General features: G+C 33.2%; 20 protein-coding genes. 8 read left to right on the forward strand and 12 right to left on the reverse strand.

Annotation, left to right across the window (positions count from 1 at the left end):
- The first annotated feature begins 16 nt into the window (after nt 1–16).
- Nucleotides 17–316 (forward strand): DUF3493 domain-containing protein, encoded by a 300-nt coding sequence (locus IQ215_RS08805; protein WP_193800942.1) that lies wholly within the window; start codon nt 17–19, stop codon nt 314–316.
- A gap of 208 nt (nt 317–524) precedes the next feature.
- Here IQ215_RS08805 and IQ215_RS08810 read toward each other — a convergent pair whose 3' ends face one another.
- Nucleotides 525–1355, reverse strand: coding sequence for an inositol monophosphatase family protein (locus IQ215_RS08810; protein WP_193800943.1), 831 nt, complete (start codon nt 1353–1355; stop codon nt 525–527).
- Between the two features lie 277 nt (nt 1356–1632).
- Here IQ215_RS08810 and murG point away from each other — a divergent pair, with 277 nt between their 5' ends.
- Nucleotides 1633–2691, forward strand: a complete 1059-nt coding sequence (murG, locus tag IQ215_RS08815) for an undecaprenyldiphospho-muramoylpentapeptide beta-N-acetylglucosaminyltransferase (protein WP_193800944.1) — start codon at nt 1633–1635, stop codon at nt 2689–2691.
- Between the two features lie 814 nt (nt 2692–3505).
- Here murG and menC read toward each other — a convergent pair.
- Together menC and IQ215_RS08825 are read right to left on the reverse strand one after the other, a co-directional pair.
- The gene (gene menC, locus IQ215_RS08820; protein ID WP_193800945.1) at nt 3506–4612 is read right to left on the reverse strand and encodes an o-succinylbenzoate synthase; all 1107 of its coding nucleotides are present in this window, start codon (nt 4610–4612) and stop codon (nt 3506–3508) included.
- Between the two features lie 50 nt (nt 4613–4662).
- Nucleotides 4663–6237, reverse strand: a complete 1575-nt coding sequence (locus IQ215_RS08825) for an NAD(P)H-hydrate dehydratase (RefSeq protein ID WP_193800946.1) — start codon at nt 6235–6237, stop codon at nt 4663–4665.
- Nucleotides 6238–6414: 177 nt separating this feature from the next.
- Here IQ215_RS08825 and IQ215_RS08830 point away from each other — a divergent pair, with 177 nt between their 5' ends.
- The 3 genes from IQ215_RS08830 to IQ215_RS08840 are packed head-to-tail and all read left to right on the forward strand — an operon-like array spanning nt 6415 to nt 8997.
- Nucleotides 6415–7125 carry a 16S rRNA (uracil(1498)-N(3))-methyltransferase gene (locus IQ215_RS08830; RefSeq protein WP_193800947.1) on the forward strand — a complete coding sequence of 237 codons (711 nt, stop codon included), beginning with the start codon at nt 6415–6417 and terminating at the stop codon, nt 7123–7125.
- A 21-nt stretch (nt 7126–7146) separates the two neighbouring features.
- Nucleotides 7147–8250 carry a tetratricopeptide repeat protein gene (locus tag IQ215_RS08835; protein WP_193800948.1) on the forward strand — a complete coding sequence of 368 codons (1104 nt, stop codon included), beginning with the start codon at nt 7147–7149 and terminating at the stop codon, nt 8248–8250.
- A 60-nt stretch (nt 8251–8310) separates the two neighbouring features.
- Nucleotides 8311–8997, forward strand: a complete 687-nt coding sequence (locus IQ215_RS08840; protein ID WP_193800949.1) for a DUF4230 domain-containing protein — start codon at nt 8311–8313, stop codon at nt 8995–8997.
- Nucleotides 8998–9021: 24 nt separating this feature from the next.
- Here the strand turns inward: IQ215_RS08840 and IQ215_RS08845 are convergent, their stop codons facing one another.
- The gene (locus IQ215_RS08845; protein WP_193800950.1) at nt 9022–9639 is read right to left on the reverse strand and encodes a TerD family protein; all 618 of its coding nucleotides are present in this window, start codon (nt 9637–9639) and stop codon (nt 9022–9024) included.
- Between the two features lie 237 nt (nt 9640–9876).
- Here IQ215_RS08845 and IQ215_RS08850 point away from each other — a divergent pair, with 237 nt between their 5' ends.
- From IQ215_RS08850 to IQ215_RS08860, 3 genes are all read left to right on the forward strand, one after another.
- On the forward strand, nt 9877–10428 hold the full coding sequence (locus IQ215_RS08850) for a photosystem I assembly protein Ycf4 (protein WP_193800970.1): 552 nt from the start codon (nt 9877–9879) through the stop codon (nt 10426–10428).
- A 174-nt stretch (nt 10429–10602) separates the two neighbouring features.
- Nucleotides 10603–10902, forward strand: a complete 300-nt coding sequence (locus IQ215_RS08855; protein ID WP_193800951.1) for a Mo-dependent nitrogenase C-terminal domain-containing protein — start codon at nt 10603–10605, stop codon at nt 10900–10902.
- 39 nt (nt 10903–10941) lie between these two features.
- Nucleotides 10942–11094, forward strand: coding sequence for a hypothetical protein (locus IQ215_RS08860; RefSeq protein WP_193800952.1), 153 nt, complete (start codon nt 10942–10944; stop codon nt 11092–11094).
- A gap of 7 nt (nt 11095–11101) precedes the next feature.
- Here IQ215_RS08860 and IQ215_RS08865 read toward each other — a convergent pair whose 3' ends face one another.
- From IQ215_RS08865 to IQ215_RS08900, 8 genes are all read right to left on the reverse strand, one after another.
- Nucleotides 11102–12244 (reverse strand): cysteine desulfurase family protein, encoded by a 1143-nt coding sequence (locus IQ215_RS08865; protein ID WP_193800971.1) that lies wholly within the window; start codon nt 12242–12244, stop codon nt 11102–11104.
- A 58-nt stretch (nt 12245–12302) separates the two neighbouring features.
- A complete protein-coding gene (locus IQ215_RS08870) occupies nt 12303–13103 on the reverse strand; it encodes an endonuclease (RefSeq protein ID WP_193800953.1) in 801 nt (266 codons plus the stop codon).
- The gene (locus tag IQ215_RS08875) at nt 13100–14341 is read right to left on the reverse strand and encodes a DNA cytosine methyltransferase (protein ID WP_193800954.1); all 1242 of its coding nucleotides are present in this window, start codon (nt 14339–14341) and stop codon (nt 13100–13102) included. The genes IQ215_RS08870 and IQ215_RS08875 overlap by 4 nt, the downstream gene beginning before the upstream one ends.
- Before the next feature lie 241 nt (nt 14342–14582).
- On the reverse strand, nt 14583–16037 hold the full coding sequence (brxL, locus tag IQ215_RS08880) for a BREX system Lon protease-like protein BrxL (protein ID WP_193800955.1): 1455 nt from the start codon (nt 16035–16037) through the stop codon (nt 14583–14585).
- 88 nt (nt 16038–16125) lie between these two features.
- Nucleotides 16126–18486 (reverse strand): DNA sulfur modification protein DndB, encoded by a 2361-nt coding sequence (locus tag IQ215_RS08885; RefSeq protein WP_193800956.1) that lies wholly within the window; start codon nt 18484–18486, stop codon nt 16126–16128.
- 57 nt (nt 18487–18543) lie between these two features.
- Complete coding sequence (locus IQ215_RS08890; protein WP_193800957.1) at nt 18544–20892, reverse strand: DUF262 domain-containing protein; 2349 nt, start codon at nt 20890–20892, stop codon at nt 18544–18546.
- Nucleotides 20893–20905: 13 nt separating this feature from the next.
- Entirely contained in the window at nt 20906–21706 is an 801-nt protein-coding gene (locus IQ215_RS08895) for a phosphoadenosine phosphosulfate reductase family protein (protein ID WP_193800958.1), read from the reverse strand.
- Nucleotides 21707–21851: 145 nt separating this feature from the next.
- The gene (locus IQ215_RS08900) at nt 21852–22976 is read right to left on the reverse strand and encodes an HNH endonuclease domain-containing protein (protein ID WP_193800959.1); all 1125 of its coding nucleotides are present in this window, start codon (nt 22974–22976) and stop codon (nt 21852–21854) included.
- Nucleotides 22977–23327 lie beyond the last annotated feature (351 nt).

Below are 23327 nucleotides of genomic sequence, written 5' to 3' on the forward strand. Positions count from 1 at the left end.
CTCTAAGAGTTTTTTTATGAATGATCAAGATAATCAAGGAAACTTGAATAAGAACAATAATAGCCCTAGTTTAAAACAGAGTGACCCTGAAAAGTATGCTTATTTGATGTCCGAGGCTCAAGCCCCTTATCGGGGGCTACGTAGGTTTATTTATGTGGGTTTTGGAGCTTCTGGGGCTATAGGTGCTTTTATTTTTTTTACTCAGATTTTAGCGGGTAAGGGGGTGGAGGATAATTTGCTTAATTTGTTGGTGCAGTTGGGGGTTATCGGTTTGATGGTTTTTTTATTTAAATGGGATCGCAAAAAGGATAATTAATATCTAGTTCGGATAAATGATTATAAATAGATTGTATGTTTGTAGTTGCCTCACCCTGTGATGAATTATACCCAATCAGATTTAGATAATATATCATGACTCGCCTTGCAATGAATTACAAGGCTAACAGTTTATCGTTCAATAAATTGAACTATATCACCCCTACTCCTCATCCCCTTTACTCCCAATCACCCATACTGAGGTTATCTTATGATGAGTGTTGAAGGGCTTTTTCGCCGATAAATTCTACAAGGGGTTTAAATTCGTTGATGAGTTTAGGATGGGCGACACAGAGGGAAGGAAATCCCCTATGGCTGTAGTCGGTGCCTTGGGGAAGGGGGAAAACCGGTTGAGGTTCGAGGTGAATTAATTGTCCTCCTGCGGCTCTGAGGATAGGATATGCCCCTGCGATGTCCCAAATTTTGGGGGTGGCTTCGAGAGAGCCTAAGGCCGCACCACAGGCCACTAAAAGCATATTATAACTGGCGACTCCCGTGAGTCTGATTTTGCAGGGAAAGTAGTTTTTAAGCACTTCTGTGCTTCTGGCACAAAGGGTAAAGATATGATTCATACTGGCATCGGCGTTGCTGGTATAAATGCGATCGCCATTAAGATAAGCACCTTTTGGCCCGGTTAATCCTGTATCGCCATAAAAATAACCATGATAGGTTTGTTGGATTTGGGGAAAATGTACAAAACCAAATACGGGAGTACCTTTGAATAGTAAACCGATGGAAATACCCCAAATGGGTAGTCCTCTGGTAAAATTGGTTGTACCATCAATGGGATCAACTACCCAACACCAATCGTTAATAGGTAAAAGATGTTCGGTTTCTTCGGTGAGAATACCATGGGTGGGGAAACATTGTTTAATTCCTGTTCTAATTTCTTGATCAGCCCACTTATCAGCGGCGGTAACGAGGCTACCATCGGCTTTGCGGGTGGGTTCTAATTTGGCAAAGTCTTCTAATAACTTGTCTCCTATACGGCTGGTGATGTGTTGACAAAAATTATATACTTGTTGCCAAAAGTAAATCATGGTTTTTTGGTTCGTTTATTTTTTTTATATGGGTGGAACACCGTTCAAATAAACTTATCCCCACTTATGTTAAATGGTATGGTCTATTTTTTGGTAATGGTTTGACCATTACAGGGTTAAACGGTAAACCCTTTATTCCTTGGTTAAGTACATCAGGAATTGCTTGATTGTTTTTTACTATTGATTTTTTAATGGTAAAGTATAATCGGGTTTTTGTAACCTAGTAAGATTTGATGTATTTACAAACTTTTATTATTGATTATTAATTATTCTGATTGTGTCTGATCATAAATCGAGGTTGTTAATCGCTGCTAGTGGTACGGGGGGACATTTATTTCCTGCCCTTGCGGTGGCTCAGAAATTGTCTGATTATGAGATTCAGTGGTTAGGAGTGCCTAATCGCCTAGAAACTTCTTTAGTGCCTGATTTTTACCCTCTACATACCGTTAATATTGATGGTTTTCAAACGAGGTTGGGGGTGAAAACTATTTTTCTTTTTGCCAAAATGTTAGGGGCGATCGCCTTTACCTATAAACTAATTAAAAGGGAAAAAATAGACCTAGTATTCACCACGGGAGGTTACATCTCCGCCCCCGCTATCTTAGGGGCAAAACTCGCAAAAGTTCCTGTTATCTTACACGAATCCAACTATATTCCGGGGAAAGTTACTAAACTTCTCGGTAAACAATGTAATCTCGTTGCCTTAGGTTTTGAAGGCACAAAAAAATATTTACCTAAAACTAAAACTCAATGGGTAAGTACCCCCGTACGTCAAGAGTTTTTATCCCCTAACCCCCTAGATTTCAAAATTCCCCCCAATGTTCCTGTTATCGTTGCCATGGGCGGTTCTCAGGGGGCTGTAGCCCTAAATAGATTAGTCAGACAGTGCGCCCCACGATGGCTGAAAAATGGTTGGTATATTGTCCATTTAACGGGTAATAGGGACGATGATTTTGGCACTTTTGAACACCCCAATTACATTGAAATGACTTTTTATGATAACATGGCAGGATTGTTAAATAGAGCTGATTTTGCCATTAGTCGTTCGGGGGCTAGTGCTTTGACGGAGTTAGCCATCACCAAAACTCCTTCTGTATTGATTCCTTTTCCTTTTGCTGCAGAAGATCATCAATTTTTTAATGCCCAAGTTTTTACCGAAGCAAATGCAGGGATTGTCTTTCGTCAGGATGATTTAACCCCCGAAATTTTAGATAAGACTGTTACTAATTTAATTAAGGATAAAATAAAGTTAAGGGAAATGGCTGGTAATTGTCAAAAGTTAGCTTTGTTTGACAGTGCAGATATTCTTGCTAGAATTATTCGTTCTTTAGGTTAAAATAATCAAATTATTTTCTTTAATTAGTATTTGATGAAAAATCAAAATTATCAGATTAATTAATGATATTTTTCTTATTTTTTTGATAGTTATAATATTAAACCTGTTAATCAAAATATACTTTAGTTTAATTTATTGAGCGATAAAATATTAGCCTTGTAATTAATTGCAAGGCGAGTGATGATATGTTTTTAAAATCGGATTTGGCTTAATATGCTTAAAAATCTTGTATTTATGGTTCAATATTTTATATTTTTTGTCATTTCTTTATTCATTTTAGCTGAATAATCAATAAGTTACAAAATAGCAGATAATAATAAGTCAATAATATTACTATTTATATATTTTATTTTCTAAATTATTTTTTAGATAATCCTTAAGTAATATGAAATATAAAAAAGATTGCTATAAATATAATTAACTTAAGTTTTTCCCGCCTTGTAATTCATTACAAGGCTACGGATTTTTCGTTCAATTCATTGAACTTTTATGTTTGGAAATAAATGGATTCAGCACCCATAAATCTATACAAGGAATGGTCAAGGGTTTTAACCTAAATTGAGGTTAATTAGGCTGGGATTTTATTTGAGAGGTTTTATTTGTCGTAAACATTTAAGTATTTCATATAATGACTTTTTTGAATGAAAAATAAATTTTACATTAAAGATTATTCATAACATTCAATGCCCAGTATTATTTAATATTAAGTTCGGATAATTTATTGTAAATAGATTTTGTCTTCCCAGTTGCCCCACTGTTTAATAAATTATATGACTAACGATACTTAGTTTAATAAATTGAACGAATATAGAGATTAATAAGACTCTTTAAAGATAGTAAAAAAATCTAAATTATGTTGATCAATATCAACTCCTATTCCTAGTTTTTGAGGAACATTAATGGTAGAATCTTGGGGATTTAGTGTAATATTTTGGGCGATAATATCTTCTTTAAAATAACGATTGGTAGCGGAAATATCTGCGGGGAATTGAAATTGGGCAAGACTGGCGATATGAAGATTAGTTGCCCTACCGATGCCTGATTCTAACATTCCTCCGCACCATAGTTTTATTCCTGCTTTTTTACATATATTATGAATATTAATGGTGTTAGTAATACCGCCGACACGGGATTGTTTTAAGTTGATTATTTGACAAGATTTAAGGGCGATCGCATTTAGGGTATCATTAATAGAATTGATGCTTTCATCGAGACATAGGGGCGTTTTTATCTGAGACTGTAACTGACTATGTTCTAATAAATCATCATAGGCCAAAGGTTGTTCAATCATCAATAAATTTAAATTATCTAGCTGTTTGAATAACTCTATATCATCTAAAGTAAAAACCGAATTAGCATCTCCCATTAACATTAAATCGGGGTAACTTTCACGAATAGCGCTTAAACAAGAAAAAGCATTATCAGGGGAAATTTTGAGTTTAATTCTTTGATAACCTTCCTCTACATAAGCATTTACTCTATTTATTAAAGCCTCCATATTAGATTGCAAAGAAACGCTCACCCCTACTGTTACTTTTTCCCTCACTCCATTGATATACCTCGATAAAGGTAGATTTTTTTCCTTAGCAAATAAATCCCATAGTGCGCAGTCTAAAGCAGATTTTGCCATTTGATGCCCCCTCACAGGGGATAGTATTTGATTAATTTCTTGGGGAGAATTAATATTTTTATGCAGTAATAAAGGAATTAAAAAATCTTTTAAAATATGATGGGCAGTGGTAATGGTTTCATAATTATAAAAAGGTTGATTAAAAGTCGGGCATTCCCCATAACCGATTAAACCATCACTATATATTTTGACAATCAAACAACTATGACTATCTACATTAATCCCATTGGTTTTGAAAGGATAAATAAACGGTATTTCAACGTAGTATAAGTCAATTCTTTCAATTTTCATAATTCAACGGTTAAAGACAAAAAATCCAAGGGAAATTAGCGATATTATCCTCAACAAGTCTCATTAAAAAACCATTGCCCATTCCTTTTTAATTCATTAACCGCCTTAAGAATATATTGAGACAAAGTAACCCCATCTACCCCTAAAGTAGATAAATCCTCACTGGCTAAAATTCCACCCCGTTGATGTAACCAAGCCGCCGCCCCCACCGTATCAACACTAATGGTATCAGTAAAATTATTTTGAGCGAGTAAACCACCAATAAAACCGCTTAATACATCTCCGCTTCCTCCCCTGGCTAGGGCCGTTGTGCCATGGGGTATAATCCAAGTATTAATATTATCGCTAATAATGGTTTTTGCACCTTTCCTTAAGATTGTAGCATTAAGGGCGATCGCCCCTTGCCTTGTTTCTTCGATTCTATCAGCCATGCCCACAAAAGGTAAATCAGGAAATAAACGCTCAAATTCTCCATCATGGGGAGTCAAAACCGTTTTACCATGGCGATTTTTCAATTCATCTAAAAGATAATAATTAGCCACGATATTTAAAGCATCAGCATCCAAAAGAATATCACAACCACTAGCAATTACCTTTTTTACCACCGATACCGCTTCCTTAGTTAACCCCATACCACAACATACCCACTGATATTTTTGCCAATCTAATAAAGGTAAAGTTTCAATACTACCCAGGGAAGTTTCTCGACAACCAATCACCAACATTTCTGGCAATTGACTATTAATCAAAGGTTTAAGGCTATCAGGCACTACCATTGTCACCATCCCCACTCCACTACTTCTCGCCCCATAGGCAGATAACAAAGCCGCCCCCGCATATTCTTTTGAGCCACAAATTAACAATAAATGTCCTTGTTTATACTTGTAAGTAGTAACATGGCGGGGGAGGGGTAAAATTTCTTGGACTTTTTCTTGTGTTAATAATTCCGTTGTCGGAAATTCGGCGGTAATTTTATCAATAAAAGCGGGGGGAATATTAAAATCTATTCTTTCTACTTGCCCTAAATATTCTAATGCCCTATCTTGCCAAATACCTTTTTTATATAAACCTAAACAAAGGGTATGGGTTGCCTTAATAGCTATACCTAAAACTGCCCCTGTATCGCTGTTAATTCCTGAAGGAATATCAATACTAATAATGGGTTTATTCCACTGATTAACAATGGCTATGTCTTCTGCTAAATTATCTGTAATTTTACGAGTTAAACCAAAACCAAATAAACCGTCAACAATTATATGACATATACTTAAGGCTTTAATGTTACTAACAATTTTTATTCCTAAACTTGAAGCATATTTAAAGTGATGGGCGGTTAATTCTTTAAATTTTTCTATTAAGGGAGGGTAAATAACTATATCATAGCCTTGATAATATAATTCCCTTGCAATTACTAAAGCATCACCTCCGTTATGCCCACAACCAACCATAAATCCGAGGGAAATTTTTTTTTCTTTTATAGGGTATAATTCTTTAATTTTTTGGGCTGTTTTTAGGGCTACTTTTTCCATTAAACTAGCTACGGGCATTCCTGCGGAGAAGATTTCCTCCTCAATTAGCTTCATTTCTTCGGCTGTGACTAAAGTTGTGGTTTTGTTTGAATACATATTGATTGACAATGGACAATGGACAATGGACAATGGACAATAAAAGACTATTTTTTTTGATCACTGTATTTTAAATCTGTTACCTGCAACCAGCAAACTTCATCACCCTGAAAATTATTATTCAGATTTGAGGTTAAATAGAGTAATTTTTTTCGACTAAAAATCATCTTCAACGAAATGTTATATCGGCTAGTGATTACGGAGAGTCAACGACAGGATAACAAAATTATATTACATCCTGACCAAGAACATTATTTACGTCGTGTCGTTAGATTAAATGATGGACAATTTTTTATTGCTATCAATGGGCGGGGGAATGGTTGGCAAGTAAAATTAACTCCTATAGGGGGAGAGATTACCAACGATATTGTCGAAAATAAAGAGTTACCCATGGAGGTTTCTTTGATGGTTTCTTTACCCAAGGGAAGTGGTTTTGATGATATTGTCCGTTGTACCACAGAATTGGGAGTAAGTCGATTATATCCGATTATGGCCGATCGCACTTTACTAAAACCCAAGGAAAATAAATTAGTCAGATGGCGTAAAATAGCCCAAGAAGCATCGGAACAATGTGAAAGATTAATCGTACCTTATATTGCCCCTCCCTTACCTTTTTTAGAAGCTATTCAACAAATGGAGGATGATTCTTCCCGTTTTATTGCCGTTGCCCGTAATACTGATAAACATTTATTTAACTGTCTTAATCCTCTCGATTTACCTTCTCAAATTACCATTGCCACCGGTTGTGAAGGAGGATGGACTACAAATGAAATACAAAGTGCGATCGCCCATAATTTCCAACCCATTACCCTAGGGAAAAGAATATTAAGGGCAGTTACTGCCCCCATTGCTATCATGGCATTAATTGCCTCCCTTGCTGAAAAATAAATTATCCCTGAGGATACAACAATGTTTAAAGACATAGTGACATATATTGATAATCAAGAGTATGAAGAAGCAAACAAATTAATCCATCAATTATCATCAGAAGGAGAAGAATTACTCTGGAAAAATTATTATTACGGATTAATTGCCGAAAAAACTAACCAAATTGAAAAAGCAGAAGAAAAATATCGTCAAGTTATTAAAGATAGTATATTTCCTCATCCTCAAATGACCAAAAATATTAGGGATGGATTAGAAAGAATTAAACAAGTAAAAACCCTTAAAAAAGAAACAGAAAATCAACAAAGGGAAGCTAGAAAGGAAAAAACCTTAGCAGAATTTCAAGAAAATAAAAATAGTAATGACCTTGCTATCTTAGCATTAAAACCCCTAACTGTTGAACAAAAAAATCTAGTAGGTAAAAAGTTTGCTGAAATTATTAAAGTTGATCCCTACACAGCAAAACTACAGCTTCCCACCAGAAATTTAAGACTATATCAAACAGGAAAATATGGAGAATTAAGTTATTATCAACAAGAGTTTAATTCCTTAAATATTCAATCTATTTGCTACTCTATCAAAGAAATTAATCAAACTATTACCTATCAAGTTAAGTATATTATTAACCATCAAGAAAATATTACCATTGTCAGTCAAAATAAATTAGCCCAAGAAATACAATTTACCTTCAATCCCCAAGATATAATCAACCAAATTAGGGGAAAAATACCCATTTTTGAAATGACACTCCATACTAATCCTCAGGGCAAATTAATTAGAAAAAAAGAAACCCTTGACTATATTAGTTTTTGTGACTTACATCTTCCTAAAGATAAAATAATCTTGCGATTTAGTGACTATATCTATCAATTTGACCAAGGAATTGATATATTTAATCAAGGGAAAACTAACCGAGATAAATGGTTGACCCTAATCAGATTTTTAAATGATAAAATTGGTAAAGTAAAATCCCATGATGATTTTACAACCTTCGGAGAAGGTGCGATTCAGTTTCCCGAAATGCTGACACAAATTGAGTCTAATATTAATATTTTTAGAAAAGAAACAACATTATGGGATGAAGCATTTCAATTATATAGCGCCCTTATTTTACTCGATAGTAATTAAGGTTTTAACCATGATTTAAATATCTTTTGTTTTTATTATCAATAATCTATCATTAAATCCATGAATAGTTCAAAAATTCCTAATTACTCTCCTAATTCTTTCAATCTGTTATCTTTTCTGACTAAAAGCGGAGTCAGTGTTATTTTTATGGTTGGTTTATTTTTCCTTTTCCAAACCAGTAATAAAATTATGGAAGGGTTAAAAAATTTACTTCCCACTGTCACCAACGACATCGATACTTCTAAACTGATTGTACAAAAAATACAGGGTGTAAGTGAGTTAACTACCACCGTTTTTGTTATGGATGCAGTTATACCAACTTCCTCTAGTCGTAGGATAGGAGATTGGGTAGTGGGAGAAACTAATCTATTATATCTTGCACGGGGAGAAGTAAGGGCTGGATTGGATTTGAGTAAAATTGAAGAAAATAATATCCGTGTGGAAAATGACACCCTTACTATTACTTTACCTGCCCCCCAAATTTTAGACTCTAAGATAGATGTCACGAAATCCCAAGTATATGACTATGATAGGGGATTTTTAAGTTTAGGGCCTGATGTTGCCCCTGATTTACAAACCCAAGCCCAAAGAGAAACTCTTAAAAAAGTGGTAAATTCGGCTTGTGATGCTCATATTCTTACTCAAGCTAACCAAAGGGCGGTGTTAACTATTACTCAATTAATGGAAAACACGGGTTATGATTCTGTCAATGTCAAAACAACCCCTTCTAAGGAATGTAAGGGTTAAGGTGCGCTGGAAATATTTTGAATGTTAACTATTGGTTTGATTGTAGAGATTAACGACGGCGGCTAAATCTTTGACTCTCAAACCCTCCCCTTTAGCATCCATTTCCCAATCTTTACCGTTGCGGGTTAATTCTGCCATAATCATGGCGGTTTGCCCTGTATATTCTGCCCCAGAAAGGGTATAACGCACGATTTCTTTTTGGTTGGTTAAATTAACTAAACGGATAAAAGCATTGTTTATTTGGGCAAAATCCTGTTGACGGTTAAAAGGATCGTAAATATTAACCACTATGGCAATTTTATATATATACTCTGGTAGTAGGGCTAAATTGATCATAATTTGTTCATCATCGCCGTTTCCTTCCCCTGTTAAGTTATCTCCTTGGTGCATGATGGCGGAGGAATAATGTCTGAGATTACCAAAATAGACAACGTCTTTTTCGTGTTTGACTTTTTTATTTTCACTAATACATATTACTGAGGCATCTAAATCAAAATTGCCATTGTTTTGGCTAAATAAACCTGACAAGAAACCACCTTTTTTGGTTGCCACATCCCACCCTAAACCGCACATCAATTGTTGTAATTGAGGGGCTTCTTTTGTTAGGGAGATTCTTTGTCCTTTTTGTAAATTAATTACCATGATAATGATTTTTTTACTCTCTCTTTAATCTCAATTGTAGCTCAGTTATTTTTAAGATTGTTGTTAATTTTCTTTAACTTTGCATATCAATAATTATTAGATTTATTTACTAAACAAAAACGTAGTCCAACAAGGGTTATAATATATCTATGACTATTAAGATTGTTGTTTGTATTACCCTTCGAGCAACAACTTTTAGTTTATGTTAATAAACAATTTTATTTTAGTTTTTTAGGAATGCAAGTTAACGATTTTATCTTTAAACAAGAGATTTCAGGCTCTCGTCGTCTTAGTAATTATCTAGTGGCGATCGCCTCTACCATCGGCGGAGTGGGCTTTTTATTAGCAGGATTATCTAGTTATTTTCACACTGATTTTCTCAAGGTTACTGATGTTTCTGGATTACAATTTGTACCCCAAGGTATAGCCCTTAGTTTTTATGGTGTGGCGGGTACATTATTAGCTTCTTATTTGTGGTTAAATATCTTTTTAAATGTAGGTAGTGGCTACAATGAATTTAATAAAAAAGAAGGAAAAGTAACTATTTTTAGACAAGGTTTTTTAGGTAAAAATAGACAGGTAAAAATAGTATATGATATTGATGATATTCAAGCAATTAGAGCGGAAATAAAAGAAGGATTAAACCCTAAAAGAACTCTTTATTTACGGGTAAAACCTAAAAGAGATATTCCTTTAACTCCTGTGGGTGAGCCTATCGCCCTTTCTGCCCTCGAAAATCAAGGCGCTCAGTTAGCTCGTTTTCTCACTGTACCCCTCGAAGGTTTATAATATCACGCTCTGTTTACTTTTTTAAATCATAATTACTCTCTGGGGTGGCCATGGCTCACCCTTTAGTTTTTCTTATATGATTTACAATTTATATATATTGAACTTATATGGTTATTTGGCTTATCTCTCGCTACACTAAAAATAGTTAAGCAATAATAATCAATTAATCAAACAATGATGAATTTTTCTTATGTACAGATTCCCAAGAAAATTTCCACAGCGCCCTTAGCCATTATCAAAGAGAAGTTAGGTAGTTGGGAAATTAAGGAGAAAAAAACTGCAAAAAGAGTTGTTAATTTGATTCCTAGTCAATGTCCGTTTGCTAGAGATGTTTATTTATTTAATCAAAAAATATTAACAATTCCTCCTCTATGTAAAATAAATCCTTTTTATGAAGATTTAATGATGTTGCGTTTTCGTGCTTTATGTTTTCTTAGTGAGATTGGAGAAGATATTACTCCTTATTGTCAATAATAATATTGTAAAAAAGTTTTTTCAAAAGAGGTAATTGAGATGTTAGCAGGATTTAAAATTAAAGTTTGCCCCATTTGTCGGGGTAGTGGTAAAATTTTAGTAAGAGAAAAAAACCCCTCTTATACAGGAGTAAAAGAATATCATCAAAAAACCTGTAATCATTGTCAAGGTAAAGGAATTATCGATAGTTAGGATTTGACTAAATCGCAAATAATGACAAAATTTGGTTAACAGCATCAATAAGAATAGTGGCACTTTTTTCTATTTCTTCATGGGTAGTAAATTTGCCGATACCGATTCTCAAGGCACTTTCTATCAACTCATCTTCTAGGTTTATTGCCCTCAATACATGGGAAGGGGCTAGGGTTTGGGTGGTACAAGCTGAGCCAGTGGAGATGGCTATTTTATCCCTTATTCTAGCAATCATAGCACTGTTAGGGACATGGGGAATAGATATATGAAGATTTCCTGCTAGGCGGTTATGGATGTCACCGTTGATGATTAATGAAGGGATTTGTGATTGTAATATTGATTGTAGATGATTTCGTTTAAGAGCGATCGCCCTTTCGTCTTCTACCATTTCCAATTGTCTGAGATAACAAGCCTCTCCTAAAGCCACTATTCCTGATACATTGAGTGTACCTGATCGCAGTCCGTTTTGATGTCCTCCTCCATAAATGAGGGGTTGAAGATGATACCCTTGTTTGACGATTAATGCACCGATGCCCTTGGGGGCGTATAATTTATGTCCGGAGATAGTTAGGAAGGTGATACCCCAATCTTGAAAATTAAGGGGAATTTTACCCACTGCCTGAGAGCCATCACATAAAAAAGGGATATGATATGTTTGGGCAATTTTACCAATTTCTTGGATAGGGTAAATGTTACCGATTTCGTTGTTGGCTGCCATGACACAGAGTAAGGATGCGCCTTGAGTGCATATTTTTTCGAGATATTCTAAGTCAATTCTGCCTTTCTTATCTACCTTTAGCCATGTGATTTTGCCTAATCCTCGTTTTACCATGGCTTGGCAGGTATCAATGACGGCTTTATGTTCGAGGGGTGAGATAATGAAATGGTGAGGGGGTGTTAATCCTTGGATGACGGTGTTAATGCTTTCGGTGGCGCCAGAGGTGAAAATAATTTCTTGGGCTTGACAGTTGATTAAGTCGGCTATTTGTTGTTTTGCTTTTTTGATCACATTTAAGGTGCGATCGCCCCATAGATGATCTATACTACTAGGATTACCAAAATTATCGATCATCGAGTCATATATCACATCGAGTAAGCGGCGATCTACTGGAGTAGTAGAATGATAATCTAAGTAGATAGGATTAAGCATTTTTTCTAACATAATCGATGATGCGTTACTAGTTTCCCCTCATTCTGCAATGATTAGTTTAGTCTTCTTTTTTACAAAGAGTATTTATTTCTTCTTCAGAAATTTCATGTTTCAATACTAATTGATAGTGTTTTTCTTCTACCACAGAAAGACGGAATTTTTCCTGAGTTTCTTCTACAGATAACTCTAAAATAGCTACATCATTATTGCTTAAAAACTGCAAAGCAATAGGCTTACAAATTAGATTGGGATAGCGAATTTTACAAAACTCAATATCTTGCATAACTTGTACAATACCAAAGCTATCACCAGGTGATTTCGCTTGACAAGGTAAAACAAAATGAGCACCTCTTTTATTAATTCCTAAATAAATTTCATCTATTTCAATTTGTCCGATAGTATCTATACTGGTTCTTAAATGATTTTGAATTGAATAACAAGTTAATCCAGTAAATATATCAATTAGTCGATTATATCGAACTTTTGTTAATAAGGCTTGTTCATCCATACCCGGTGCATAGCGTTTCACAATTTCGGGAGTAGCATCTGGTATTTTTATTAACTGTCTATTTTTTGTTACTTCAATTTTTCCGGGAGTTGCTTGTCTAAATTCATATGAAGCTCTACCAGTACCAATTATAATCCAATCAGTATTTTCGGGAGCTTTATTTTTGATAGAATCAGGCAAATTTCTTATAAAGCGATAAGTGTAAGGAATATCACCTAAATTTTTTATTCTACTGATATTTAAAGTGTCACAGGCTTCAGCTAATTCTTCTCTACCAAATGATACTGTTTTATAGCCTTCCCTATAATTATTAAAAAATACTGTTTCTATAATGTCATCATATTTACTCATAAAACACTCATTTTTAATCTTTTTCTTTTCGCAATTATATCATTAGAAACATTCCAATAATTTGATGCTTTGTCCATATTATATGCCATAAATTCAATATCTATTTTTTCTAATTTTCTCACGTCTAATTGGTTAATATCTATTTCTAAAACCTTAATTATTTCGTTTCCTATTGCCTTCGCTAACATGGGAATAACTGCGTTACCAATTTCTCGGAAACCATGCCAAATTGTCTCATGAAATAAAAACCAATCAGGAAATGTGTGCAGTCTTCCTGCTTCCCTTACTGTAATACATCTTGGCTGATTGTAGTGGATTGGACGAGCGGCGGTATAAGCCCCTTTATCTCTAGCAGTTCCAGCCCTTAATGTGTTACACAATCCTGTAGGTGAAAGTTTCAAGAAACGACTGATTTTTTCTACTTCCCCTTGAGGAGTATTTTGAAAACGTTGTCTTGATTTTTCTGTGTGATTTGAGCCTACATGGTTATAAACTAAATTATCTCGTTGTCGATCATGACATAATTTATAAATCCCTTGAGGTTTTAAGGCAAAATTACGCCTAAATCCTGAGTAATCGAGTTTATTTACCTCTATACCTTCATTTTTACCAATAAAAGCGGAAATACTGCTTAAATCATTGATAGTATTCTCCACATCATTATATTCACCTGTTTCGAGAGGATAATTAACAGGTTGCATATCATGACGACTACCCATGAGGATAAGGCGTTTTCGCTTCTGGGGTGCCCCAAAAAGACTTGCATCGAGAATTTGAATCGGCTTGGCGATGTGATAACCCAATGACTCAAATTCGTTGATTAGTTCTTCTAAAAATTGTTTATGCTTACCAACGGCGATACCGGGGACATTTTCAAAGACAAAATATTTCGGTTGTAAATCTCGAATCACTCGCACATATTCAAATACCAATGAATTACGGGGATCATCTAATTGTCTTTTTCCCATGAGAGAAAACCCTTGACAGGGTGGACCACCTGCGATTAAATCGATTTCATCGATACCTTTATCTTGAAGAATCCCTTTTAAATACTCGGTTTTGAGATGGTTTATATCTTGGCAAATAGTGTGAGTATAAGGAAAATTGAGATGATGAATTAGAGCATGAATTGCATCAAACTCAACAGCTACCACTACATCAAATCCAGAGGCTTCTAAACCCAAGGACATTCCCCCACATCCTGAAAATAAATCCATTGCAATTGGTCTTTTCATCATTTGAAAATAATACTACCTACTCACTTTATCAAGAAAATATTTTCATTTCAAGATCTTCAGATATTATTAAAATTTCGTCCACTACTATTGATACATTAAACTGTGCTTTAATAATAGAAAAAAATAATATAAAAAACTGATTAAGTATGCTATTTTTATGTTCAGCATTCAGTAATAAATCAGATGTTTTCAATGTATGATAATCTCCATATTAAGCAATATATTAATAAGAATTTAACCTCTACATCACATCAACGATAATATCCCTCTCATACTGTTTAAACTCATCATCCAGATTGTACAATAAACCATGAATATTTTGTCGTAACTCTCGAGCAGGTTTTAAACAATTCAATAAATACTCCTCCGTTGTTAAATTAAGGCTAGGATAAAGTATTTTCAAAAAACCAGAAGCACTTTTTAAAATTGCATTTTCATCTCTTATAGATACCTTAGAAATAAAATTAGTATGAGATTTTGCATAATGATAAAAACGATTATCCTTCCTCAAACTCAATAAAACATCCCCAAAAAAATCAGTTTTTAAACCTATCTGATAAGCCGTCATTTTTGATTGAAACTTAGGAATTTTCCACCCCGGAATAATTCCCGCAAAACGATCTAATAAAGCCGTTTCTGAAAAAAACTTAGGCAGATTTTTAATTAAATTATCTTCATTTTTCGGACGTTGATAAGCATCCAATTCGATATTAGCTAACAACACCAAACTACAATCACTACTTATATCAGCAAACCCCGCCCGATTATAACGCCCATTCGCCAAATAAGTTTTTAAAGGGCCAATCATTTCGTCAGGATTATCAAAAGTTAAACTTTGAACCTCATCTAACACAGTAACATCATAAGTACCCAATAAACCTATTTCCCCAGTTCTACCATTAAAAAATAATCGTGGCGCCGTTATTTTCCCTCCACTTACCACCATTACCTTACTATTAACATTCTCATAAAAGAAACTTTTTCCCGTGCCTTTAGGCGCCAATTCCATCACATGATAGTTAGATTCTACGAGAGGTAATAATCTACTGAAAACCCAGATTTTTGCATCATTATTATAGCCAGAATCTTCAGGGTTTAAACCCATCGAACAAAACATTAAATCTCGCCATTCTTCAAAGGTAAACTCATCACGACATCGAGCATAATATCTTAAATCCACTTCTGAAGATTGAAAAGGATCAAAATTGCAAATATTAATGTTATACTTTCCCTGTTCATTCACACTATAATTAAGGGTAATTTTCCCCCATAATCCTCTCCCTAATAATAAAGGATATTTTTCAAGAATATCAGAATCAATATCACATTCTCTAAGGTTTAAAATAGGAATACTTGCCAAGGGTTTTTGTATTTCATCCGTTGCTTTTTCAAGGGGAATTCTTACCTTTAATTTAGCAATTAACTGATATTCTTCTCCCTGATATACTTTATATTTGATTCTTTCCTTATCATCTTTTCTCGGAAAGGCTTTCATTACTAAACTGTTTACCCTATCATGCTCTGCATTACTTAAATCACCTCTACCCGGTGCAATTTTATCTAATATCCATTCAGCCACAAAACTAGGCACTCCGACTTTATTTAATCCGCTAGACGGTAATCTTGTTTTATCAATGGAATAGTCGCTAAATATTTGATTTACTAAATCATTCTGATAGGGATTATTGTGGTGCATGATTATATTTTTTTGTAATCTTTAAACAATATTGAAAAGTGATTATTTTTTGTACTATAGATAAATATAGTAATTAAAAACACTTAATCTATAAAAATTCGTCAATTCCTGTAGCAAAACCGCTATTATATTCAGTTTTATTGTGATTGGTAGTTAGTCGGAAAAGAATTTTATTTTTATCGGCTAATTCTCCTAAACTGGCTTTAATATTTTCTTTTGCTAATTTTTCTACATCAATTTGTTTTGTTTTTATAATTGTAGCTACGTGTTTTTCTATATCTTCATCTAATAAACCTTGTCCTTTTAACTGTGCTTTTTGTAATTCCAATTGATTATTAAATTCTTTAGATTTAATACTGCTATCAATACCTTTATTTATAAATTCTTTTCTCAGATTTAATATGCTGTCAATAATACTAGGTAATATCTTTAAATATTTCTGTGCTAAATCTTGACTATCTGGAGAATTTAATTCTTCTAATAATCCTTGATAACTATATTTACAATGCACCATTTCTAAGATAGCATAACGGAAAAATATCCATTGACTCTCATTTAATTCTTTAAGATGAAGATGCAACAAACCTCTTAAACCTAATTCACTAGGGTTAAATACATTAATTCTTGATTCATTTATTAAACCAGTTAGGGTATGGTGTAAACTATCGGATGATGAAGAAAAATATTTGTTTAAAGCCTTTAAATATAATTGAGAAATAAACTTAGTAATTCTCAGTCTTTCTTCATAGGATGTAGATTGATTATTTTCAATCATTAATTCAACAATAGAATGAATTGTCATGGGATAACCTAATTGAAAAGCCTGAGTAGAAATAGCATCTAAAATAGATTTTGCTTTGGCTAATAACTCTTTTTTTTCGTTTTCGCTATTATTGTCTAAAAAACGATCGCACTCTATACTAAACAATTTACAAGCAGTATTTAACTTTATTTTATCTTCCCAAGTTTCTACGGCTTTTAAGGTATTTTTTGCATCTTTTAACTGATTATGAAGATAATCACTGATGGGTTTACCTTCTTCCTGATACTTATTAATTTTATCCTTTAAACGATGGATATGATCTTCAAAAATTGCTTGAACTGCACTACCTTCAAACAATAAATTAAAAGATTTAATGTGAATTTCTTCGGTGCGTAATAAAGGAGTTTGTAACTGCTGATAAACTTCTCTCATGGCTTGATTATAAACCGCAAAGGGAGTAAATTGATCGAATAAAGGTAACAAAACTACATCCGTTAAATTGCCCAATAAATTAACCGCTAATTGTACCTGTTGTAAAGGGTGATATTTTCCCGAAAAACGATCATAATAATTCCATTTTTGCTCTAATTCTGTACCTTTTAATAAATCCTCACAACGCTCTTTATTTTTAACTCGACGCTTATCGGTAATATCTTTTACCGACTCATCAAGATTAAAAGCATCTTTCATGCCAAAACTAATGGCACAATGAATTTTATGTAATGCTACAGCTGTACAATATTCCAATTGCCCTGTAACCACTTCACTTTTACGGGTATCGGCATCAGAAAGACTATCACCAAAGGCAAAGGAGTAAATACGCGCCACCGAGGAATTATCTTCCCCCCTATCTTTTAACTGGGATAGGGTATTACGCATCATACGGGCGGCTAAATCTTCATCATCTAATAATAACTCCCTTGATGGACTAATACGTTTAGCATTTTTGTTTACTACCACAAAGATTTCTCGAGAGACACTTTTTAAGTCGATGCCTTGGGTTTGTAAAGCCTGATTACCTTCATATAAATCAGGAAAAAAGACAATACAAACAGGTAATTCTAAGTTTTTTATCTGCTGTTGATTTACTTGTAAATGATTATAATAAGATGCGTATTTATTATCTCCCCATTTTTGGTTTATGGTGCGGTGAAGGGCTAAAATTGCCATGGCTCGATGTTGTCCATCAACAATTATTAAAGCACTCTGTTTTTGGTTATATTTTAACACTCCTAAAGGGGTTAATTGTCCATTTAAAGTATGTTTTTCAAATTCAAATAAATTACCAAAACTCATGGATGTATCGTTTTGATGGGTAAGGGGAGGATAATAGGGTAATATACCTGATTTATCAATTCTTTTTGGGGCTAAAACTGCCAATATAGGCGGAAAAAAACGAGCATTAGAGCCACTTTCACCGAGTAGGTAAGGAATCAAGTCGTTAGCTACCCTAGAATCGTCTAAGTCTCTTTGTAGTAATTCGTCGAAGGTTAATTCATCAATTTTGAAAATTTCTCGCCAAGGCACCATTTGATCTGCTAAACTATTTTCCCAACTATTTTCTACCCCTGGCTTCATTTTTGTAAGTAAATATTGGGCGGTAATATGTTTATTTTCTGACTCAATGGTAAATTCTCCATAAGTACCATAAACATCTTGTTTTTGCACACCAAAGTTTAAATTCATAATTTTTATTTTGAATTATTTATTACATTTAAAAAACGATAAAGTAGTTCTTCTATTTCAATCTAAATCTAACCAAGCAGACATACGATCCCATAAAATATCGCAAATTCTTTCTGTTCTTTTTTTTACCAGACTTAAATCCCAATTTCCTGTTTCACCAACTTCAATTATTGATTTAATATGATGGGCGTGTTTAGCTTCTTGTAATAATTGAATAGTTGAATCATTTAACTTAATCCTTTTCTCTTTAGCTTTTTGTTTAATTGTTTTCAATTTATCTGGGTCTGTCTCTCCCAAATGTTGATAATAAAACCATTTTTCAAGCCAGTTTTTATTTGATGCAGAAATATTAATCGAGGTAGGTAATAAAGTTAGATTTCCTATTAGTTGATAATTATCATTTTCATATAAGTGTTTATCCCATGTATTGTTGTTATTGGGATTTTGAGGTGCAATATGTTCAATACTACTAAGTTCTTTAATCCATTTATTCGGATCTAAATAAGATATGGATGAACCATCTGTTCCTTTTTTCATTAAACCTAACTCTTTTGGATCCGAAATAGTATCATTTGAGGTAACAAACAAAGCAAACTTACATACTTTCTGAACGTTGTCATATTTTAGATAGTCAATAGCTTTACTTTTCCAATTTTCTTTTGTTCCGATATTTTCTTTTTTAAGAACATCTCTAAAATATGTTTTTAACTCTTTTGTTGTTAAAAATTTGTCCCCTTTTTCCCAAGACATTTTATTTTTAAGTAACTCTCTATATACATCATCTAAGCCTTTATTTTCTAAGGTCGAACGCCATAGAGTAAAAAATGCGGCAACAACTTGACAGGCGACGGCAAATTCTTCTGTTGCGTAATTCACCAAGTTTTCTCTATCGTCTTCTCTAATTTTTAATTCAGAAGAAATAGCCTGAGAATAAAAACGACTTAAAATCGTATCAGCCATTTTATGGTTAGCTTCTTTAAGATACAGCAAACATATTGAAGAGGTATTTTTTTGTGATAAATCCAAACATTTTAATTGGGGGAGAGATTTTTTTAAGTTATTTTCAGAATATATTATATCCTTACAATATTTGGCAATTTGCCCCATTTGACAAATAAAATTTTCCTTTTTATCGATAGATTCTTGCTGTTCAAATTTATTTATTAACCATTGTCTTTGAATGCTGAACTGTTTCCTTAAACTTTTTCCATCATAAGTTAAAGCAAATAAATTCAGATAATCATTCGTTCTTTTATTTTTACTAGAAGCACTTCTTAAGTTTTTCATTAAGTCCTCTATTTTTTGAAAATACTTATCAAAGTTTGACCCTAAGAAATTATTTTTATTATTTTCAAATATGTTTACAACTAAAGGTTTAAATGTTTCTATTGCAGTTAAAGGGGTACCTGTTGCATTGAGTGACTGAAACATATCAAAGGCTCTTACTTCTGATTGTGGTCGAATAACAGTAAAGCAACAGCGTTTAAATAGATAATGACAAAATGCAAATAATTGAACTACAGAACAAAGATTTTTTTCATTCTTATTCAGTTCTTCCAAAGACTTTTTACCACAATTATTAATTACCTCATATAGTTCATGACGTTCATAGCTCCAAAACTCTGATTGATCTACTGTTTTAAGTATCTGCCATGCAGTTGGACAATCATCATTCAAACCATAGGATTTTTCTATTTTAGTTAAATAACTTTGAATTTTTTTGATATTTTTATATACCAAAGAATTTTTATTTATATTTTCAAAAGTAAAGAAATTATTTCTATTATTTTCTATTTCAAAAATATTCTTAATAAATTGAGCTAAATATGATGATACATCTGATTGATAATTTTCACTTTCTGAACCTTCACAAGTCCAACAATCTGATGAACTTCTTATTATTATTGGTTTCCGTTCAGGAGAACCTCTTTGAAGATCAAATGAAAATATTTCTTGTAAAGACTTTAAATAAGTATTAATTGCTTCTCTTAATCCATCTAAATCTAAAGATGGATTTTTCATTGTGTTAGGCAGTTTTTGTTTTATTTCAAATATGTTTTGGTACAAGCAACAAGCTAATAACGCAATAGTTGATATTCTTTGTTGTCCATCAATTACATTATCAACACGAGTCGGAATAGCACGACTGTCTTGTGGTTGAATTTTTGATCTATCGTTTTCTGTACACAAAATAGTAGTACCTAAAAAGTGAATTGTTTGTTTGTTTTCCACTAATTCATAAACACCTGATAAAATATCTTCCATTAACTGTTCTACGTTATCTTCATCCCAAGCATATTCTCTTTGATAAACAGGGATATAATAAGCAGCACCTGCCTGTGTAAAAAAATCAAATATATCTTTGCTTTCTGTTTGAAAAATTCTTGTAATATCTAAATTATTCATAAATTCTAAAGTACTATAAGTTACACACTAGACAGGGTAGGGTAGAATCTTCCTCATCTAATACAGACTCCAACGCTTCTGCTAGGGGGCGATTCGGTGCTTTTTCTTGTTTACGGGCGATCGCCCTTTCATGTTGTGCTATAATGTCTTCTTTACGCTCCAAAAGCTGTAATAAAGTCTCTCCCTGAGTCCAGGTATAAGTTCTACCATCCCGATGATTTGACTCATATTCCACCGCCTTTGCAAACAAATCAGGATGATTCTCCGCCAACATCACCCACTCATACTTGCGTTGAAAGAAACAAAAAAAACAACCAGAGCGACTACGCCACTTATAATATTCAGGTAAACCGATACCGCTTTCCTCTAGCAAACGAATAATATCAGCCTTTACCAAACCCCTCTCTTTGAAAGGAAAAACAGGTTTAATATTCGGCTTTGTAGAGATGTAACCCTCCCTATTTTCATCCGCACGAATACCGATGTAGCTGATAGCCTCATCATCCCCCACAAATTCCTCAAAAGGCTTAATCTTCATTTTTACCGTACACCAGCGCATCTGAGGAGAAGGCAATAAACCATCATGAATCGCTAACCAATGATCAAAACCCCTTTTTTCGCTAAGATAATTTATTTTAATGCCTAAACGAGCCTGAATGCGATCGAGATAATCATAGGTTTCCTGTAACTCCTTATGAGTATCACAAAAAAAATACTCCATATCAGGGATTTCCCTATGCAAAAGAATAGCTAAAGCAGTGCTATCCTTACCCCCCGAAAGCCCTAAAACATGCCTAGTTTTCTTCCCTGTCATCAACAATATTTCAACGGTAAACTATGTTTCTTCCCATAGAATAGCAAGATTAAAGTCAGGGCGGTTGGACTAAATTTTATTAAATCAAAATTAATTTAACTCAAAACTAATCCCCTCGGTAATCCCCAGTAGTTTGTTAATTTTTTTAACCATAATGCCAATTAGTAGAAAACCCCTGTATTTCCGCCAAAGAAATCAAAGGTTTAAAAGTTTTTTGATAAGCCTTCATCAAAATCTCTAACTTCAATAAATCATTAGGCTCATTTATTTTTAAATCAGTTAAATAACAATCAATATATTTTAACCATTTATTTTTAGGTAAAATATCATGGGAAATCATTAACCCTTGATGCTGTAAGTTAATAAACTTTTCCAAATAGTTAGTAGCAGGAATATTATTGGATTTAGCCGAATTAACATTATGAATACTAGGAATTAAATTCCATAATTGATCATGGGCAACAAATGACCATGGTAAATAATGATCCACAGAAATACTTTTTTTGTCCAAAATATGACCAGAATAAATACATGTTAAAGACTCTTTTTCAAGAATTAACCTCCAGTATTTTGCCTGTTTAACAAGCGATTTACGTTTTACTAAAGGAAATAACTTTCTTGCTAAATTAGGAGTATTAGGATTATTTTTTTGCATATAATTTAACCACTCCCAAGCAACCCACCCCTTAAGAATTACAAAATTTTCTTTGATATAATTAATCCATTCAGGATGAATAATAACACCATCTATTGATTTATAATCCTCACTATTAAAACAATATAATGGCTTTTTTTTCTCAAAAAAATCTCGTGATAACTCAATCATTTTATAATTTATATTAGCATCTTTTGCTCCTTTTAATTCCTCTAAAAAAAATGGTCTTATTAAACGAAAAGGAACATAAAACATTAAGCTATTAATAACATCATCAACATTAGAATGACTAAGAATAGAAATTAAAATATCTTTTCTGGTAATAGCTTTTTTTTCTGACTGTATATTAAGTCTATCTAACTTAAGAGAAATTTTATCCTGTTTACCAAAAGATAATTTAAAAAATACATGGGGATACCAAGCATTAGCTAACATTTCAACTACTAAATCTCGAAAAGTAACTAACCCACAATTAAATAAATTTCTTTCTAAAATATCTAATAAAGCACTAAAAAAAAGATACTTATAAGAATTAGTAGTAGAGCTAAATAATTGACTTAAAGCTGAAATGTTCAGACAATGGGAAGAAGGTAAAGACTTATTATCAGTAAACATTAACAGTATGATCCATTAATCTAAATTATAATAACCTGTAAAGTGAATTATCATCCACTGTTTAATAAATCCCATGACTGATAGGCTATTATTTAATAAATTAAACTAAAATTAGTCGGATGCTTATAACATCCCCTCTAAATTAAGATAAGATTTGCTTGATGGTGGTTGCTAGGGATGCTCGTTACCTTGAAATGAGTTGTTAAAGCTAGAATACCTTGCCCGAAGACAAGGTAAATATTAACTTTTAGCCCCCTTTAGCAAAGGCTGCCATAACAATCAAAGATAAAGATAATCCTGGGATTAATAGTATTACTAGCATAAAAAATTGATCACTGGTCATAATATTTA

The sequence above is a fragment of the Cyanobacterium stanieri LEGE 03274 genome (assembly GCF_015207825.1).
Taxonomy (GTDB): Bacteria; Cyanobacteriota; Cyanobacteriia; order Cyanobacteriales; family Cyanobacteriaceae; genus Cyanobacterium; species Cyanobacterium stanieri_B.

Excerpts from the sequence above, each read along its gene's own strand:
- IQ215_RS08805 (WP_193800942.1), top strand. The coding sequence starts at position 17 with ATGAATGATCAAGATAATCAAGGAAACTTGAATAAGAACAATAATAGC.
- IQ215_RS08810 (WP_193800943.1), bottom strand. The coding sequence starts at position 1,355 with ATGATTTACTTTTGGCAACAAGTATATAATTTTTGTCAACACATCACC.
- menC (WP_193800945.1), bottom strand. The coding sequence starts at position 4,612 with ATGAAAATTGAAAGAATTGACTTATACTACGTTGAAATACCGTTTATT.
- IQ215_RS08825 (WP_193800946.1), bottom strand. The coding sequence starts at position 6,237 with ATGTATTCAAACAAAACCACAACTTTAGTCACAGCCGAAGAAATGAAG.
- IQ215_RS08830 (WP_193800947.1), top strand. The coding sequence starts at position 6,415 with ATGTTATATCGGCTAGTGATTACGGAGAGTCAACGACAGGATAACAAA.
- IQ215_RS08835 (WP_193800948.1), top strand. The coding sequence starts at position 7,147 with ATGTTTAAAGACATAGTGACATATATTGATAATCAAGAGTATGAAGAA.
- IQ215_RS08840 (WP_193800949.1), top strand. The coding sequence starts at position 8,311 with ATGAATAGTTCAAAAATTCCTAATTACTCTCCTAATTCTTTCAATCTG.
- IQ215_RS08845 (WP_193800950.1), bottom strand. The coding sequence starts at position 9,639 with ATGGTAATTAATTTACAAAAAGGACAAAGAATCTCCCTAACAAAAGAA.
- IQ215_RS08850 (WP_193800970.1), top strand. The coding sequence starts at position 9,877 with ATGCAAGTTAACGATTTTATCTTTAAACAAGAGATTTCAGGCTCTCGT.
- IQ215_RS08855 (WP_193800951.1), top strand. The coding sequence starts at position 10,603 with ATGATGAATTTTTCTTATGTACAGATTCCCAAGAAAATTTCCACAGCG.
- IQ215_RS08860 (WP_193800952.1), top strand. The coding sequence starts at position 10,942 with ATGTTAGCAGGATTTAAAATTAAAGTTTGCCCCATTTGTCGGGGTAGT.
- IQ215_RS08865 (WP_193800971.1), bottom strand. The coding sequence starts at position 12,244 with ATGCTTAATCCTATCTACTTAGATTATCATTCTACTACTCCAGTAGAT.
- IQ215_RS08870 (WP_193800953.1), bottom strand. The coding sequence starts at position 13,103 with ATGAGTAAATATGATGACATTATAGAAACAGTATTTTTTAATAATTAT.
- IQ215_RS08875 (WP_193800954.1), bottom strand. The coding sequence starts at position 14,341 with ATGATGAAAAGACCAATTGCAATGGATTTATTTTCAGGATGTGGGGGA.
- brxL (WP_193800955.1), bottom strand. The coding sequence starts at position 16,037 with ATGCACCACAATAATCCCTATCAGAATGATTTAGTAAATCAAATATTT.
- IQ215_RS08885 (WP_193800956.1), bottom strand. The coding sequence starts at position 18,486 with ATGAATTTAAACTTTGGTGTGCAAAAACAAGATGTTTATGGTACTTAT.
- IQ215_RS08890 (WP_193800957.1), bottom strand. The coding sequence starts at position 20,892 with ATGAATAATTTAGATATTACAAGAATTTTTCAAACAGAAAGCAAAGAT.
- IQ215_RS08895 (WP_193800958.1), bottom strand. The coding sequence starts at position 21,706 with ATGACAGGGAAGAAAACTAGGCATGTTTTAGGGCTTTCGGGGGGTAAG.
- IQ215_RS08900 (WP_193800959.1), bottom strand. The coding sequence starts at position 22,976 with ATGTTTACTGATAATAAGTCTTTACCTTCTTCCCATTGTCTGAACATT.